Genomic DNA, 13,471 nt, shown 5'->3' on the forward strand with positions numbered 1-13,471 from the left:
TTACTTTTCTGAAATTTTAACTTTATTGGATAAGATGGATAAATTATATTGTTATGTTATTGTTTAATGATAATAACTGGTAATATTTTACATTGACTATTATTCAGGGTAATGTGGATTAAATTTATCAGTAAATGGATTCCTTAAATGTGGAAGTTTTTTTGGTTTTAAATTTAGGTTATTGATTATGATTAGAAAACTAGCACAATTGGTTGTTGCGGTGGTTTCTGTGTTATTTTGGCAAATTGCTGTGGCAAACAGTGGGATTATTCCTTTTACTGAAAATGATGCTAAATTTGCAAAATCGCTTGTTGATAATGATGTTAAACTGTTTTTTTCTGGCAAAAAAAAGTCTAGTGATTATGGGTATATTCATATAACTGCAAAGGATTTATACAGAAGGTATTCCGAAAATGAAGTTAAAGCAAATAATGATTTAAAATATAAGAAAGTTATCGTTTTCGGAATTATTAAAAGTATAAATAATTACTCTTCTGATGGTAAAGTCTTCATTGCATTAAGTGCTGGCGGTTTTTTAGATACTGTGCATGCAGCACTGAGTAATGATTTTCAGGATTATGCGTTAACATTACGTAAAGGACAAAAAATTACTTTAGCCTGTGAAGTTGCCGGAACTGCTGTTGGTGAGCCTTTTTTAAAGAGTTGTATATCAGAAAATAAAGCAAAAGAACAAGTTGCTAAGTCTATTATATCTCAGATTAATAGAGTGGTTAGTGGAGATAAGAATGAATCTAATAAAGTAGGTGTTAATATAGTTGCATTAACAAAGTTAGTTGATTTATCCACTAATAATTTCTCTATTTGTAAAAAAATAGATATCTCTTGTCTGAATAAATCAAAAAGCTCAGAGTGGAAAAAGTATGTAGAAAAAAACAGAGATCAAATAGAGTGGTATAAAGAAATGTTAGAATAATAAATATTATAATGAAATAATTAGCTTGATAACGATGTTTTTGGTTGATTTTTTGTATGGGATTTTTTCTGTTAAAAATGATTGCCATTTATATTCTTTTAGGTAAGGATAACATCCCCGCGGATATCATTATTTCTATTGATTTAATGATTGCTGAAAATAAAAATGGTAATCAGGAAGATATTGATTTTATGATATCGACATTAGCTATCAATAATTATCGTTCTATTCGTGATCTTCGTATTACTCTTGCTCCTCTTAATGTGATTACAGGCGCAAACGGTAGCGGTAAATCAAATTTATATCGGGCATTACGTTTGTTATCTGAAACAGCTCAGGGTGGTGTAGTGAATTCTCTGGCGCTGGAAGGTGGGCTGGATTCTGCATTTTGGGCCGGGCCGGAAAATTTTTCAGGTGCGGTACGTGCAGGGCACATGCCAGTACAGGGTGGGGTTAGAAAAGAAGTAAAACGGTTACGTCTTGGGTTTGCGACAGATTCGTTTGGTTATTCCATCTCCCTTGGTTTGCCTCACCCGTCTAGCTCTGCTTTTGCGCTAGATCCAGAAATTAAACAGGAATGTATTTGGGGAGGAGGGCGTTATCATCCGGCAGGTGTTTTGGTAGAACGAAAAGGGGCAATAAGCCGGGTTCGTGATGGGCGGAAATGGCGAATTACTTCAGAGCATATTAATAGTTTCACCAGTATGTTTGATCAGATTTCTGATCCTTCAATGGCTCCGGAAGTTTTTCATATGCGTGAGTTTATCCGTGGCTGGCGTTTCTATGATCATTTCCGGACAGATAGTGATGCTCCTGCCCGCCAAGCTCAGATTGGAACCCGCACTCCGGTATTGCATCATGATGGGCGGGATCTGGCTGCTGCGTTACAAACTATCCGTGAAATAGGTGATGCACAATTGCTGGATGAATCGGTTAATGATGCTTTTCAGGGAGCTTCTTTGGCAGTTTCCCGTTCCAACGAAGGGCTATTTACATTACAGTTTCGTCAGTATGGTTTAATGCGCTCTCTCTCCGGTGCTGAATTATCCGACGGAACGCTACGCTACCTGTTATGGATTGCGGCATTGCTGACACCACGTCCACCATCAATGATGATATTGAATGAACCAGAAACCAGCCTGCATCCAGAACTTTTACCTTCATTGGCTAAATTGATTATAAAGGTTTCAGCTCAAACTCAGGTTTGGGTCGTTTCACACTCTCCAGTATTGATTTCAGCACTACAGCACTCTTCGCTTTGTCAGACTATTCAGCTTGAAAAGCAATTAGGTGAAACTCATATCATTGATAGGGATATACTGGAGGAGCCATCATGGCACTGGCCGGATAGGAATTAAGATATCTATCGTCTCAGGTTGCTTCGCTGAGAGATTGTGATTCTTTTCACGCTTTACTTCCTATAAAGACAAAACTAGGAAATTTTCCTAGTTTATCTAAGACAAAAGCTCAAGCCAATTTTTAACCCCTTTCTTAGAATCTCAGTAATAACAATACCTACGAAAAAATTCGCGTTTTAGCGAGCCACCTTTTTGATTTCCACCTGCATTAAAAAGGTTTTCTTTGTCGTGGTTATCTGAGGATTTCATATGATTAAAATTCTGGAACAAGTTCGCCAACCGACGTTGGATCTTCCAGTCGATATACGCCGCAAGATGTGGTTTAAGCCTTTTATGCAGTCATATCTGGTGGTTTTCATTGGCTATATGGCGATGTATCTGGTGCGCAAGAATTTCAATATTGCCCAGAACGATATGGTTTCTACTTATGGTTTGTCGATGACACAGCTTGGGTTGATAGGGTTGGGGTTCTCTATCACTTATGGCGTAGGCAAAACGTTAGTGGCTTATTATGCAGATGGAAAAAATACCAAACAATTTTTGCCATTTATGTTGATTTTGTCTGGCCTGGCCATGCTCGGTTTTAGTATGAGCATGGGCAGCTCCGGGATCAGTATTTTTTTGATGGTGGCATTTTATGCGCTGAGTGGTTTTTTCCAAAGTATAGGTGGGCCGGCAAGTTATTCCACCATTACCAAATGGACTCCGCGTAGCAAACGAGGCACCTATCTTGGGCTTTGGAATATGTCGCACAATGTGGGTGGCGCAGGTGCGGCAGGAGTTGCTTTGTTTGGAGCGCACTATTTATTTGATGGTCATGTCATCGGGATGTTTATTTTCCCTTCCATAATTGCTCTGATCATCGGTTTTATTGGTTTACGCTATGGAAGCGATTCGCCTGAAAGTTATGGTCTGGGTAAAGCAGAAGAGTTATTTGGTGAGGCGATCAGCGAAGAGGATATAGCAGCAGAAGAAAATCAAATGACCAAGCGGGAGATTTTTGTTGAGTATATTCTGAAAAACAAAGTGATCTGGCTTCTTTGCTTTGCCAATATTTTTCTTTATATCGTGCGAATTGGTATTGACCAGTGGTCAACGGTATATGCGTATCAGGAATTAGGGCATTCAAAAGAAACTGCTATTTCCGGCTTTACAATGTTTGAGGTTGGGGCGTTAGTCGGGACGCTGATGTGGGGATATTTGTCAGATTTAGCAAATGGTCGTCGCGCTCTTGTTGCTTGTGTCTCACTGGGTCTAATTATTGTTAGCCTTGAATTCTACCAGCATGCAACCAGCGAGTTTATGTATTTAGGCTCTCTATTTGTACTCGGATTTCTGGTGTTTGGCCCACAATTACTGATTGGCGTGTCAGCTGTTGGCTTTGTACCGAAAAAAGCGATCAGTGTTGCAGATGGTGTTAAAGGTACGTTTGCTTATTTAATCGGTGATAGTTTTGCTAAATTAGGTTTGGGGATGATTGCTGATGGAGTGCCTATTTTTGGTTTAACAGGCTGGAAAGGTACTTTTGTCGCACTTGATACTTCTGCATTTATCTGTATTACATTACTTGCGTTTGTTGCTATTGCTGAAGAGAGGAAAATTCGTAGTAGCAGGAAAGCGCTGTAAAACTTGTTAAAAATCGTTATGACGCTACTGTTTTATTTGCAGTAGCGTTTTTGAGTGAAACGTATCGTTCCCAGTCTATTGCGCAGCTATATTAATGAGAGTAATTTATACGGGTTTTCTGATCTGGCAATAAATAACGATGATTAAAGTAGCATTAGTCGATGACCATGTGGTAGTACGTTCTGGCTTTGCCCAATTATTAAGCTTAGAGCCTGATATTGAAGTTGTTGGTGAATTCAGTTCATGCGCCGAAGCAAGATATGGTCTGCCCGGTTCAGGGGCAATGGTCTGTATTCTTGATATCTCAATGGCTGATGAAAGTGGATTATCACTATTGCAGGATATTCCCTCCGGCATTGGTTGTATTATGCTGAGCGTCCACGATTCAGCCACCATGGTAGAAAAAGCTCTGAAGGCGGGAGCCCGGGGTTATTTGAGTAAACGCTGTAGCCCGGATGAATTGGTACAGGCGGTGCGTATTGTTGTGAATAATGGTTTTTACTTCTCGCCGGATATTGTGCTAAAACTGACATCATCAAAAAATAATCCTGCTGCTTTGGACCACTTAACCAAGAGAGAGAGGCAAATCGCGGAAATGCTTGCGACAGGAATGGATGTTAAAGCTGTAGCTGCTGAACTGGGTTTGAGTCATAAAACAATTCATGTTCATCGGGCTAATGCGATAAGTAAATTGGGCGTGACAAATAACGTGGGCTTAGCAAATTATTTTGCCGCTAGTGATCTCTAATGTATCGATACTTGCTCAATTCATTTTGTGGTGGATTACTGTTTTCCTGCTGGTGGTTCTGTTTATGGGTGATAGCTTATTACTTTGTCAATGACTTAGAGCTGGCTATTTTGTTTTTTCCATTTGCATTGCGTCTTGGCATTGCTTTACATATCCCGCAGAAATATTGGCCAACACTATATGGTACAGAATGGTTGCTTACGATTGGTCTGGCCTTACTAATGAAGCAGCCTCAGTGGCTAACTGTATTAACTGCCAGTATAGTCAGCCTTCCCATAGTCTGGGCAGCCAGTCGTTATTATTGTGGTAATCAGTGGCAAAGACTTGCTGTGATGGCTCTTGTGATTGTAATCACTTCAATCGTTAATGTTATATCCGTCATCAATCATAATCCGGCTGTAACCATCGCACTTTTGGTGAGTTTAACCGGGGGCGTTATGCTGGTTCCTTTGTGTTACTTAGTTTGGCATTATTTATTCCAGAATGTCTGGCTACCCATGACTGCCAATGTTATTGCACACCAAATTCGTTTCAATCTGAAACAGGTCATTTTTTATAGTCTATTATTTATATTAAATATCTTTCTTCAGATCTGGATACCTAACGAACTCCGCTATTTTGCGCCATTCTGCCTTGCTATTCCGATTATTTTATTGGCTTTTCGCTACGGCTGGCAGGGAGCATTGCTTGGCACTTTACTGAATAGTGTTGCGCTAATTGCTGCTCGCAGTGGTGTTTCCGATATGGAAATTACGGATTTGCTGTTATCTCTTCTAACCCAGACTCTGACAGGAATAATACTTGGAATGGCTGTCCAGCGTCAGCGTGATCTGAATATGCAGCTAAAGAGAGAATTATCTCGTAATCACAGTCTGTCACGCCAGTTAGTGAAAGCAGAGGAATCAGTAAGGCGGGAGATTGCCCGCGAATTACATGATGAAATAGGTCAAAATATTACAGCTATCCGGACACAGGCAAATATAATCCAACGTGTTGGTGCAACGCCGGTGGTTATTAATTGTGCCAAAACTATCGAAACATTATCCCTGAATGTTTATGATACTACCAAAATGTTATTGAGCAGATTACGGCCTAAAGTACTCGACGATTTTGGCCTTAAGGAAGCTATTGAGCAGTTATTGCGGGATATGGAATTTGAAGCTCACGGCATATCAGTAGAAATTAATTGGGAGATTGATTCTGATGCTGTTATTGAGCAGCTAAGTGACGCAACGAAAGCTACATTATATCGTCTTTGTCAGGAAGCATTGAATAACGCATTAAAGTATTCTCAGGCTGATTGTATTAAAGTGCATTTTTCTATTAAGGAAATGATCCGTTTATTGATCAAAGACAATGGTATTGGCTGTAAAGCTGAAGATCATATGAAGGGGTTTGGCTTGCGAGGTATGCGTGAGCGTGTACAGGCCCTCGGTGGTAATTTTTCAATTCATAGTGAGAAACAGCAAAATGAATCTACACACTCTGGTACGGATTTATCGATCATTTTGCCTAAACTTTAAGAAATGATCATGACAGTTTTTTCTCAGCCTAAATTAATTAATCAAAATCATCTGACTACGGTAGAAATTAGGGAGCAATATCGTTACTGGCGTCTGCATATAATGTTGAGCTTATATGTGGGCTATGCGCTATTTTATTTCACCCGTAAAAACTTTAATTATGCAATGCCAGAATTGATCAGTGATCTGGGACTTGATAAAGCTGAAATTGGGCTGATTGGTACGTTATTTTATATTACTTATGGCTGCTCAAAATTTATTTCCGGTATTCTCTCTGATCGCTCTAATCCACGCTATTTCATGGGGATTGGGCTTATTGCTACCGGTATCATTAATGTTTTTTTCGGTCTGTCCAGTTCTGTTGTCATGTTTACCTGCTTATGGATATTGAATGCCTGGTTTCAGGGATGGGCCTCTCCTTCATGTATTAAATTACTTACCACTTGGTATTCGCGTTCGGAACGTGGTTTTTGGTGGTCATTGTGGAATACTTCGCATCACATTGGGAGTGCATTAGTTGCACTCTTTGTTGGTTTTGTCACCTTGCACTTCAGCTGGCGTGAAGGTTTCATTGTGCCCGGTTGTCTGGGGATCTTAGGCGGAATTCTATTATGTTGGCGATTACGTGATAAACCGGCTTCAATGGGGTTGCCAACTATTGGGCAGTATCGCAATGATTTTCTGGAAAAAAAGCATGAAAATCAAGGAAAGGGATTAAGTATCAAAGAAATATTAAGAGATTATGTTTTCAGGAATAAATATATCTGGTTACTTTCCTGTAGTTATTTGCTGGTTTACATTGTTCGCACAGTTATCAACGATTGGGGAAACCTTTATCTGACAGAATATCATCATTATGATTTAGTGAGCGCCAACTTTGTCGTATCACTTTTTGAAGTCGGAGGTTTTGTGGGCTCTTTGGTTGCCGGCTGGGGGTCTGATAAGTTATTTGGCGGCAATCGGGGTCCTATCAATTTAATATTTTCAATTGGTATTTTTTTGTCAGTAGCTGCTTTATGGTTGATGCCTGTAACAGATTTAGTTTTTCAATCGTTGGGATTTTTCTCTATCGGTTTTTTCGTTTTTGGCCCACAGTTATTGATTGGTATGGCGGCAGCGGAGTGTTCACATAAAGATTCAGCTGGAGCAGCAACGGGATTTGTTGGTCTTTTCGCCTATACAGGTGCAGCACTTGGTGGCTATCCTTTTGCGATTATTTTGGAGAATTATCACTGGACTGGGTTGTTTATTACCATCTCTGTATGTGCTGTCATGATTGGTTTATTATTGCTGCCTTTTTTACAGGCTCAATTTCCTCAGCAAAGAGAGCAGGGTTAACTGCTCTTATTTTAACGCTGTGATATTTGCCGGTTAAGCCACTCTTCTCTGGTCAGTTCCCATATTTCATTATCATACTCCCCTGAAACATATTCTTTTTTATCAGTTCTGATCACTTTCATACCTTCAGATAATGAAATATTTCTTGATTTATCATTGATTTTGGCTTTGGCTACCCTGAGTACTGTCCGGTCTAATTCTGTAAACCAGTAACTCGTAACCTTTTCACAGGCTTCGCGCATAAACCCATACCCTTGATATTCGAGAGAGAGCCAGAAACCGCGATTATTATCTTGTTTGTTATATAACCCAATGACACCAATGAACTCATCGGGCCTAGCTTTCATTCTGAGTGACCAGATATAGGCTTTTTGTTCTTGGATTGCAGGTATGGCAACGTTATTGACAAAAATATCGCCACCATTATCAGGATATGGCCAGGGGACTGCATTCTTGTCTAAGTATTTTACAATATCCCAGTGAGGAAATTTTTGTTGTATGTGAATCGCATCGGTATGAGCCAATTTTTTTAATAAAAGGCGCTTAGTTTCTAAATCTTCAAACGGCATTTTTTTGATTACCAACCCAATGTTAATTTATTGTGAAATTCATAATGAATTTTAGTCGTAAAATAGTCAATATGATTTTATCTCCACTATATAAAGCGGTTTTATAAAAACATACCAAACCGAAACATGGTATAGTGAATGCCTGATTTATTCTTTACTCCCATCGGAATGTTATGTCTTATCAATGTCCTTTATGTCATTCACCATTACTGTTTTCCCATCACCAATGGCGTTGTGAAAACAATCATCAGTTTGATTGTGCAAAAGAAGGTTATGTGAATTTGTTACCGGTTCAGCATAAGCGTTCAAAAGAGCCGGGTGATAGTGCTGAGATGATGCAGGCGAGAAGGGCATTTTTACAGGCAGGTCACTATCAGGCATTACAGCAAAAAGTTATTGAGCTATTTGATAGCTTTTTACCGGAACAGGCTGGAGTGTTGTTGGATATTGGCTGTGGAGAAGGGTATTACACTGCTGCTGTACAACAGACTTTGAGTCTGAAACGGCCCATCACCGTTCATGGTTTGGATGTGGCGAAAATTGCAGTCCGTTATGGTGCCAAACGTTATCCCGATGTTGATTTTTGTGTGGCATCCAGTCATCGACTACCGTTTGCAGATGGTTCCCTTGATGGTATTTTGCGGATTTATGCTCCCTACAAAGCTGCTGAGTTATTTCGGGTTGTAAAATCAGGGGGAATTGTCCTCACTGTAACGCCCGGCCCACGTCACTTGTATCAGCTGAAAGAGTTGATTTATCAGGAAGTCCATTTACATCCTGAAAATACCGAGCAACTGGAAGGGTACGAATTAGCGGCTGAGGAAACTCTGGCTTATGAAATGCAGCTGGATGGTGAACAGGCTTATAATTTATTACAGATGACACCTTTTGCCTGGAGAGCGTCTGAAGACGTTAAAAGCCATTTAATAGCTAAGAAATTGTTTAATTGTGAAGCTGATTTCACGTTAAAAGTTTACCGTCATATTTAATTTCTTTGAATGAGTTCCCCGCAATAAGAACGGGGAACTCATTTATGAATAAATATCAGGCATATATAAATAATTTAAGATGTTCGAATAATATATTGAAGCCAATTGCAATTAATACTAATCCACCAATAAGCTCTGCCCGTTTGCCTAATAGTGGCCCAATATAACGCCCAATTAACATTCCCAAAGTCGCCATGATCATCGTCATTATTCCTATAGTCATCGCTGTGGGTAATATATCAACTTGTAAAAAAGCGAGGCCAATACCAATTGCCATCGCATCCAGACTGGTTGCAATAGCGGTAAATATTAAGGTTACTGAGCTATGACGGTGTGGTGCTGTTGGCTTGGTGGTGACGTCAGGATCATGTTTGAAACTTTCTCTGATCATCCGGCAGCCAAGGACAAATAATAGTGTGAATGCCACCCAATGGTCCCACTCCATAATGTACTGACTGGCATAAATTCCCAGAGACCAACCGATTAAAGGAGTGCAGGCTTCAATAAGGCCAAAGATAAGCCCTGTTCGAATTGCTTCACGTAAATGAGGACGATGAAGGGCTGCTCCTTTACTTACGGCAGCAGCAAAAGCATCCATAGAGAGGGCTAGTGCAAGAATGAGTGTTGCATAGAGATTCATTAAAACAGCCTCGGTTGGGTAGTTCCATATACATATAAACCACCCCCAACCAATGGTGATTTTATATGTCTATGGTCTTGCCAACCGATTCGGCATTCGCACCACGTTTTATTAAAACGAGTATGTTGATACGAAATTTCCAGTAATATTCTGGAACAGGCTACTCCCCAATGACTGTACTGGACGATAACATACTCAGAGTGAAAGGCAAAATATTTCGTGCTATGTTAATTTATTTAATGATAATAATTATCATTATCTATGTTATGAGGAAGAATAAGGCTGATGTGATATTACAGCCTTATTTAATAGAAAGGAAAATATTATTTATTACTCAGTAAAAATTTATAGATTTTTTCTAAATCATCTAATTTTGTTACGGTTATGTATATTTTCTTTACTTCAAAGTCTATCATTAGAATACCATCTTCGGATAAATTTATAGCTTTAATTTTTTCATAATAAAAAAGGCGGTTGAAATAATAAAACCCTTCTTTTTTAAACATGAGTTTAGGTGAGCGTATATAACCAAAATATATTGAGATTAAAATAATAAACGATAATAAATAGGTTGTTAGCGGGCTGCCTTGACCAGCTATATTATTATAAATCACAATGCTAACTAAAATAATAAATATTAAGGCATCGATTCGGTGTTTTCTTTTTAATTTTATAGTTAACAGCGTCTTGCCTTTAAAGTAGTGGATAAAAAACTCATCATAAATAGCAAAAGCGAACGCCAATAAAATTGAGGCTATCAATATGATGTCATTCAGGCTCATGTTTACTCCTGAGTTTCCTGATCTGTTTTGTAAGTGGGGGAGAGGAAATGTTTCCTCTCCCTATTTTCAGTTAATCAATTTTTCAACAAAACTATTTGGCTACACCAAGAAGACCGAAATAATAACCAATAATACCAATCACAAAGAAGCCGATAATAATCCATAAAGGGTTTACTTTTTTCCGTAATAGCCACATACATCCAAAAGTTAGCAATAGAGGTGCAATCCCGGGTAGCAACTGATCAAGAATGGTTTGAACAGTGTTTATTTTCATCTCACCGGTTGTAGGATCAGGAACCTTAGAGACAACCAGTGTAATGTCGATTTTCGTCCAACTATTAACCAGCGCTCCCATGACAAATAGCCCCAGAATTGACGCGCCTTCTGTCATTTTTTGCAGGAAACCGCCTCCCATATCTTTGACGATATCTATTCCTTTCTTATAACCATATGCAACGCCGTAATAACGGGTTAGTAAACGCACCAGATTGAATAGTAAGAAAAATATAAATGGCCCGATCCAACTGCCACCTAAGGCAAGTCCGGCACCAAGCGCAGCAAAAACAGGGCGCACAGTTCCCCAGAAAATAGGATCTCCTACGCCGGCCAGCGGTCCCATCAGACCGACTTTAATCCCGTTGATTGCAGCGGCATCAATGTCAGCGCCGTTGGCTTTCTGTTCTTCCATTGCCAGTGTGACACCCAGAATAGGTGCTGCGACATAAGGGTGTGTATTGAAGAACTCTAAGTGGCGTTTGATGGCCAGTTTACGTTCCTCAGTATTTTCGGGATAGAGGCGGCGGATGGCAGGCACCATTGAGAAACAGAAACCCAGCGCCTGCATGCGCTCAAAGTTCCATGAACCCTGAAATAAGTTAGAACGCAGGAAGACAGCATTAATATCACTTTGTGTCAGTTTTTTCTGACCCATGTTTGTTGTATCTGACATGTTGTTCATCCTCTTAATCTAATTCATTATCAAGGTTATTCGGGGTGTTACCGGCAGGAGCTGCTGCCTGTGATCGATTGTATTTAGGGCTGAGCTGAATATACAGAATCGCCATAACTGCACCAATGACACCAAGGATAACAAGATTATGTACATATACTGCGACCACAAAACCCAGATAGAAGAATGGCATCAGGTAACCAGCACGCATCATGTTAATCACCATTGCATAACCGACAACAACAATCATGCCACCAGCGATATTGAGGCCCGTAGTAACGACTTCCGGAATTGAATCCAGCATATTCTGAACTTCAGATGTGCCGACAGACAGGGCGACAACCAGCGCAGGTAAGGCAATACGCATTGCCTGCAACACCAGTGCAGAGATATGAAGAGCTGTAATAGCCCGGAGATTACCGTTTTCAGCGGCTTTATCTGCCGCGTGTTGGAAGCCGACGGTCAAAGTACGGACGATAATAGTGAGAACCTGACCCGCTGCCGCCAGTGGAATTGCCAGCGCAATACCTGCACCAACCTGTTGTCCGCCAGCGATAACCAGAATAGTCGAAATAATTGATGCTAAAGCAGCATCAGGGGCAATCGCTGCACCGATATTCATCCAGCCGAGAGCGATCATTTCCAGCGTCCCGCCAATGATGATACCTTTTGTGACATCACCAAGAATCAGGCCGATTAATGTACAGGCAATTAATGGACGATGAAATTGAAATTCATCAAGAATAGAACCCATACCTGCAATACAGGCAACGATAAATATCAAGAAAAGTTGAACAACGGTAATTTCCATTGTTTTCTCCTGTAACCAAATATAATTTGGTAAGAATTTTGTTGTTGAGTAATGGTTAGTAAAAAATATCTTTATTTTTTAAGCTTTTTTGAGTAAATCCATCATATTTAAACGCGCATCGCTGGCAACTTTACGTGCTTCAAGCTCTATACCGCGTGAACTCAGTTTTTCAAAAGCAGTGATATCACTTGCATCAACAGAAATGGCGTTATTGATTTGGGTTTTACCCTGACGGAACGCCATACCACCAATATTGACAGACTCCAGTGAAACTCCGCCTTCTACAATACGCAGTACATCAGTAGGGTTGGTGAATAACAGCATAACGCGCTCATCGGCGTATTTGGGATTGTTATAAACACGGACGCACTTCTCAACGTCGACCACATGCGCACTGACGCCGGGAGGTGCGACCTGTTTTAATAAAGTGGAACGTACGGTATCCTGAGCAACTTCGTCACTGACTACAATGATACGCTTTACATTAGTTTCTTTTGTCCAGCGGGTTGCAACCTGACCGTGAATAAGACGGTCATCAATGCGTGCAAGAGCGATTTTCATATGACCGCCTGCAGCTGGAGTGCTAACCTGAGATGCAACTGGAGTGGCTGGCTTGGCAGGTTCAGGTTTACTGGCTTCTTCTGGCTCTGTTTTAAGAGCACGAATGCCTTCTCTCCCCGTTTCTAATGCAACCGCAACCAATTCTTCCATGGATGGGTCATCATCACGGCACATGAAGGCTTCAACCAGCATTGGTACGTTTACACCCGTAATGATTTCGTAGTTTTCTTTGTCTACAGCAATCCGGTTTGCCGCATTAAACGGGCTGCCACCCCAGGTATCAACAAAAAACAAGACCCCTTGCGTTGTATCAAGCGACTCCAGTCTCTTATTGTATTTCTCGAATAATGTATCGGCATTTTCACCGGGCACGAAGTCAATATAGGAAACGTTTTCTTGTTCCCCAATCAACATTTCCGTGGTGCGTAGCAGTTGCTCTGCCGCAGCCCCGTGTGTGCCAATCATAATGGCTATACTCACTTGTTTTCCCCTTTCTGTAACAATCGAACTCGGATTTATTGCAAGCTCATGCTCAATACTTCCAACCTGTTTTACTACCAGTTAATAAACATAATAGTTACAAATATTATGTTTTATCGAGGTTCCATCCCAAGTATTTCATTTCTTATGGACTCTATTTTGT

Annotated in this window: 13 protein-coding genes and 1 riboswitch; of the genes, 7 read left to right on the plus strand and 6 right to left on the minus strand. The window is 40.2% G+C overall.

Annotation, left to right across the window (positions count from 1 at the left end; translation table 11 throughout):
- Positions 1–187: 187 nt before the first annotated feature.
- The 6 genes from AACX38_RS01100 (at position 188) to AACX38_RS01125 (ending at position 7,527) form a co-directional block, all read left to right on the plus strand.
- Complete coding sequence (locus AACX38_RS01100) at positions 188–934, plus strand: OB-fold putative lipoprotein (RefSeq protein ID WP_228865555.1); 747 nt, start codon at positions 188–190, stop codon at positions 932–934.
- Between the two features lie 56 nt (positions 935–990).
- Complete coding sequence (locus AACX38_RS01105; protein WP_228865556.1) at positions 991–2,292, plus strand: AAA family ATPase; 1,302 nt, start codon at positions 991–993, stop codon at positions 2,290–2,292.
- A 249-nt stretch (positions 2,293–2,541) separates the two neighbouring features.
- Positions 2,542–3,918: a hexose-6-phosphate:phosphate antiporter gene (uhpT, locus tag AACX38_RS01110; RefSeq protein ID WP_099120588.1), complete on the plus strand. Its 1,377-nt coding sequence runs from the start codon at positions 2,542–2,544 to the stop codon at positions 3,916–3,918.
- 139 nt (positions 3,919–4,057) lie between these two features.
- The gene (gene uhpA / locus AACX38_RS01115) at positions 4,058–4,666 is read left to right on the plus strand and encodes a transcriptional regulator UhpA (protein WP_228865557.1); all 609 of its coding nucleotides are present in this window, start codon (positions 4,058–4,060) and stop codon (positions 4,664–4,666) included.
- A complete protein-coding gene (gene uhpB / locus AACX38_RS01120; RefSeq protein WP_228865558.1) occupies positions 4,666–6,189 on the plus strand; it encodes a signal transduction histidine-protein kinase/phosphatase UhpB in 1,524 nt (507 codons plus the stop codon). Before uhpA ends, uhpB begins: the two co-directional genes overlap by 1 nt.
- A 9-nt stretch (positions 6,190–6,198) precedes the next feature.
- Complete coding sequence (locus tag AACX38_RS01125) at positions 6,199–7,527, plus strand: MFS transporter (protein ID WP_228865559.1); 1,329 nt, start codon at positions 6,199–6,201, stop codon at positions 7,525–7,527.
- An 11-nt stretch (positions 7,528–7,538) separates the two neighbouring features.
- On the opposite strand, the gene AACX38_RS01130 is transcribed toward AACX38_RS01125, so the two are convergent.
- Entirely contained in the window at positions 7,539–8,096 is a 558-nt protein-coding gene (locus tag AACX38_RS01130) for a GNAT family N-acetyltransferase (protein ID WP_228865560.1), read from the minus strand.
- Between the two features lie 173 nt (positions 8,097–8,269).
- Between AACX38_RS01130 and rlmA the strand changes: the two genes are divergently transcribed.
- On the plus strand, positions 8,270–9,085 hold the full coding sequence (gene rlmA, locus AACX38_RS01135; protein WP_228865561.1) for a 23S rRNA (guanine(745)-N(1))-methyltransferase: 816 nt from the start codon (positions 8,270–8,272) through the stop codon (positions 9,083–9,085).
- Positions 9,086–9,140: 55 nt separating this feature from the next.
- Here the strand turns inward: rlmA and mntP are convergent, their stop codons facing one another.
- The 5 genes from mntP to manX all read right to left on the minus strand — a co-directional run bounded on the left by mntP (position 9,141) and on the right by manX (position 13,308).
- Entirely contained in the window at positions 9,141–9,725 is a 585-nt protein-coding gene (gene mntP, locus AACX38_RS01140; protein ID WP_153043639.1) for a manganese efflux pump MntP, read from the minus strand.
- Between the two features lie 7 nt (positions 9,726–9,732).
- Positions 9,733–9,908, minus strand: a riboswitch (yybP-ykoY riboswitch).
- A 140-nt stretch (positions 9,909–10,048) separates the two neighbouring features.
- Positions 10,049–10,507: a DUF986 family protein gene (locus AACX38_RS01145; RefSeq protein WP_228865562.1), complete on the minus strand. Its 459-nt coding sequence runs from the start codon at positions 10,505–10,507 to the stop codon at positions 10,049–10,051.
- A gap of 91 nt (positions 10,508–10,598) precedes the next feature.
- The gene (locus AACX38_RS01150) at positions 10,599–11,456 is read right to left on the minus strand and encodes a PTS mannose transporter subunit IID (RefSeq protein ID WP_228865563.1); all 858 of its coding nucleotides are present in this window, start codon (positions 11,454–11,456) and stop codon (positions 10,599–10,601) included.
- A gap of 13 nt (positions 11,457–11,469) precedes the next feature.
- Positions 11,470–12,267: a PTS mannose/fructose/sorbose transporter subunit IIC gene (locus tag AACX38_RS01155; protein WP_099120597.1), complete on the minus strand. Its 798-nt coding sequence runs from the start codon at positions 12,265–12,267 to the stop codon at positions 11,470–11,472.
- A 78-nt stretch (positions 12,268–12,345) separates the two neighbouring features.
- On the minus strand, positions 12,346–13,308 hold the full coding sequence (gene manX, locus AACX38_RS01160; protein ID WP_228865564.1) for a PTS mannose transporter subunit IIAB: 963 nt from the start codon (positions 13,306–13,308) through the stop codon (positions 12,346–12,348).
- Positions 13,309–13,471 lie beyond the last annotated feature (163 nt).

The sequence above is a fragment of the Xenorhabdus sp. PB30.3 genome (assembly GCF_963895965.1).
GTDB classification, from domain to species: Bacteria; Pseudomonadota; Gammaproteobacteria; order Enterobacterales; family Enterobacteriaceae; genus Xenorhabdus; species Xenorhabdus stockiae.

Excerpts from the sequence above, each read along its gene's own strand:
- AACX38_RS01150 (WP_228865563.1), bottom strand. The coding sequence starts at position 11,456 with ATGTCAGATACAACAAACATGGGTCAGAAAAAACTGACACAAAGTGAT.
- AACX38_RS01125 (WP_228865559.1), top strand. The coding sequence starts at position 6,199 with ATGACAGTTTTTTCTCAGCCTAAATTAATTAATCAAAATCATCTGACT.
- AACX38_RS01100 (WP_228865555.1), top strand. The coding sequence starts at position 188 with ATGATTAGAAAACTAGCACAATTGGTTGTTGCGGTGGTTTCTGTGTTA.
- mntP (WP_153043639.1), bottom strand. The coding sequence starts at position 9,725 with ATGAATCTCTATGCAACACTCATTCTTGCACTAGCCCTCTCTATGGAT.
- uhpA (WP_228865557.1), top strand. The coding sequence starts at position 4,058 with ATGATTAAAGTAGCATTAGTCGATGACCATGTGGTAGTACGTTCTGGC.
- AACX38_RS01155 (WP_099120597.1), bottom strand. The coding sequence starts at position 12,267 with ATGGAAATTACCGTTGTTCAACTTTTCTTGATATTTATCGTTGCCTGT.
- AACX38_RS01105 (WP_228865556.1), top strand. The coding sequence starts at position 991 with ATGGGATTTTTTCTGTTAAAAATGATTGCCATTTATATTCTTTTAGGT.
- uhpB (WP_228865558.1), top strand. The coding sequence starts at position 4,666 with ATGTATCGATACTTGCTCAATTCATTTTGTGGTGGATTACTGTTTTCC.
- AACX38_RS01130 (WP_228865560.1), bottom strand. The coding sequence starts at position 8,096 with ATGCCGTTTGAAGATTTAGAAACTAAGCGCCTTTTATTAAAAAAATTG.
- AACX38_RS01145 (WP_228865562.1), bottom strand. The coding sequence starts at position 10,507 with ATGAGCCTGAATGACATCATATTGATAGCCTCAATTTTATTGGCGTTC.
- rlmA (WP_228865561.1), top strand. The coding sequence starts at position 8,270 with ATGTCTTATCAATGTCCTTTATGTCATTCACCATTACTGTTTTCCCAT.
- uhpT (WP_099120588.1), top strand. The coding sequence starts at position 2,542 with ATGATTAAAATTCTGGAACAAGTTCGCCAACCGACGTTGGATCTTCCA.